1 protein-coding gene and 1 pseudogene are annotated in these 2128 nt (G+C 66.8%); both read left to right on the top strand.

What is annotated here, in order from left to right; translation table 11 throughout:
- Positions 1-210: 210 nt before the first annotated feature.
- Positions 211-1470, top strand: a complete 1260-nt coding sequence (locus ACTHJJ_RS10075) for an IS256 family transposase (RefSeq protein ID WP_440302809.1) — start codon at positions 211-213, stop codon at positions 1468-1470.
- Between the two features lie 67 nt (positions 1471-1537).
- A pseudogene (locus tag ACTHJJ_RS10080) lies at positions 1538-2128 on the top strand (MFS transporter); the annotation flags it as partial.

A 2128-nucleotide genomic window follows, 5' to 3' on the forward strand; every position in this document is an offset into this window, starting at 1 on the left:
GCCGTAGGGAGAATGAGGCCGCGCTGATCTTTGAGGTTTGCCATCGTTCGGCCATGACGTCGCTGCTGGATGAGATGGTCGCCGCTCGCAGTTGAGTCCATAACGTTGGTGTACGACGACACCGGTGAGCGTGTCCCTGATGACAGGGGTGCGGTCACCGCGTGATCCTTCGAGTGAACCTCTCACAGCACTCTCGAATGGAGCATCGCGATGACCGCGAACACCAGTATCGACCCTGCCGTCTTCCTGCACGAGCAGCTGGCCCAGGCCAGCCCCGACTTGATGCGTGAACTGCTCGGCACGTTCATCAACGCGCTGCTGTCGGCGCAGGCCGACAGCGTGTGCGGCGCCGAGTACGGCGCCCGCAGCAGCGAGCGGGTCAACTCGCGCAACGGGTACCGGCACCGGGACCTGGACACCCGGGCCGGCACCATCGATGTGGCGATCCCGAAGCTGCGCGAGGGCACCTACTTCCCGGACTGGCTGCTGACCCGGCACCGCCGCGCGGAAGCAGCGCTGACGACGGTGGTGGCGACCTGCTACCTGCTGGGCGTCAGCACCCGGCGGATGGACAAGCTGGTGCGCACCCTCGGGATCACCGGCCTGTCCAAGTCCAAGGTCAGTGAGATGTCCAAGGACCTCGACGAGCAGGTGACCGCGTTCCGCACCCGCCCGCTGACCGAGGGCCCATACACGTTCGTCGCGGCCGACGCGCTCACGATGAAGGTCCGCGAGGGCGGGCGCGTAGTCAAGGTCGCCGTCATGATCGCCACCGGCGTCAACGCGGACGGCTACCGCGAGGTGCTCGGGATCCACACCGCGACCACGGAATCGGCCGCCGGCTGGCTCAGCTTCTTCCGGGACCTCGTGGCCCGGGGCCTGACTGGCGTCGCCCTCGTGACCAGCGACGCACACCACGGCCTGGTCGACGCGATCGGGGCGACGCTGCCGGCCGCGTCCTGGCAGCGCTGCCGGACCCACTACGCCGCGAACCTGATGGCCACCACCCCGAAGTCCCAGTGGGGATGGGTCAAGGCGCTGCTGCACAGCGTCTATGACCAGCCCGACACCGACGCGGTGCACGCCCAGTTCGACCGGGTCCTGGAAGGGCTGTACGAGAAGCTACCGGCCGTGGCCGAGCACCTCGAGTTGGCCCGCTGCGACATCCTCGCGTTCACCGCGTTCCCGAAGGAGATCTGGCGCCAGATCTGGTCCAACAACCCCAACGAGCGGCTCAACCGAGAGGTCCGTCGCCGCACCGACGTCGTCGGGATCTTCCCCAACCGCGAGGCGATCATCCGGCTCGTCGGTGCCGTCCTGGCCGAGCAGCACGACGAATGGGCCGAACAACGCCGCTACCTCGGCCTCGAGGCCCTCAAGAACGCCCGCGTCGTCCTCACCGCCCGTATCGACGGCGAGCATCCCGAGGAGGTGCCCACCGAGCTGATCGCCGGCGCCCTCAGCGCCTGACCCTCAACACCTCGACGGACACGTCGTCGTACACCACGGACCCGGACTTGACCGGCGATGGGCTCTCCTTGCTGGAGCGCTGCTGGCCTTGACCATTGCTGCCATGCTGCCCAGGTCGCGGCTGACTCTGAGGTCTTATCGGGCCACTCGCCGGCCGAGACAAAGATTGGAGAGCAGCGCCCAACGCCACTTGCTGCTCCTCACGCTCGGTTCAGGCCTGTCGCTGACCGCTTCCGGAGCGGCTACCGGGTTCCTCGCCGTGTCCGTCGCGGCCTCGGGAGCTTCCCCAACCGAGACGGGCCAGCTCGTCATGCTGGGCGGTGGCATAGCCATCATGGTCCGGGTTGGCCTCGGAGCCTTGGTGGACATCCGAAACCTGCCTCATCTCCCAACAGTCGCCGCAATGGTCTGCCTGGGAGCGTTCGGCATGCTCCTCTTTGCCCTTTCGAGCGAACGGCCCTCGGCCGGTTTGTGGGTTGCAGGGGTCGTCCTCGCGTTCGGCGCCGGATGGGGCTGGAATGGTCTATTCACCTACGCAATCGTTAGCGGCCATATGGAGAGACCAGCCCAAGCAGCAAGCATCACCCAGATCGGCAACCGAGCCGGTGGAGTCCTTGGCCCCTTCATCTTCGGGATCGCAGTAGCACATCAAGGCTAC

Source organism: Intrasporangium sp. (assembly GCF_051961875.1).
In the GTDB taxonomy this organism is placed as follows: domain Bacteria; phylum Actinomycetota; class Actinomycetes; order Actinomycetales; family Dermatophilaceae; genus Intrasporangium_A.

Bases quoted from the DNA above. Each gene is read 5' to 3' on its own strand.
- ACTHJJ_RS10075 (WP_440302809.1), top strand. From the start codon at position 211: ATGACCGCGAACACCAGTATCGACCCTGCCGTCTTCCTGCACGAGCAG.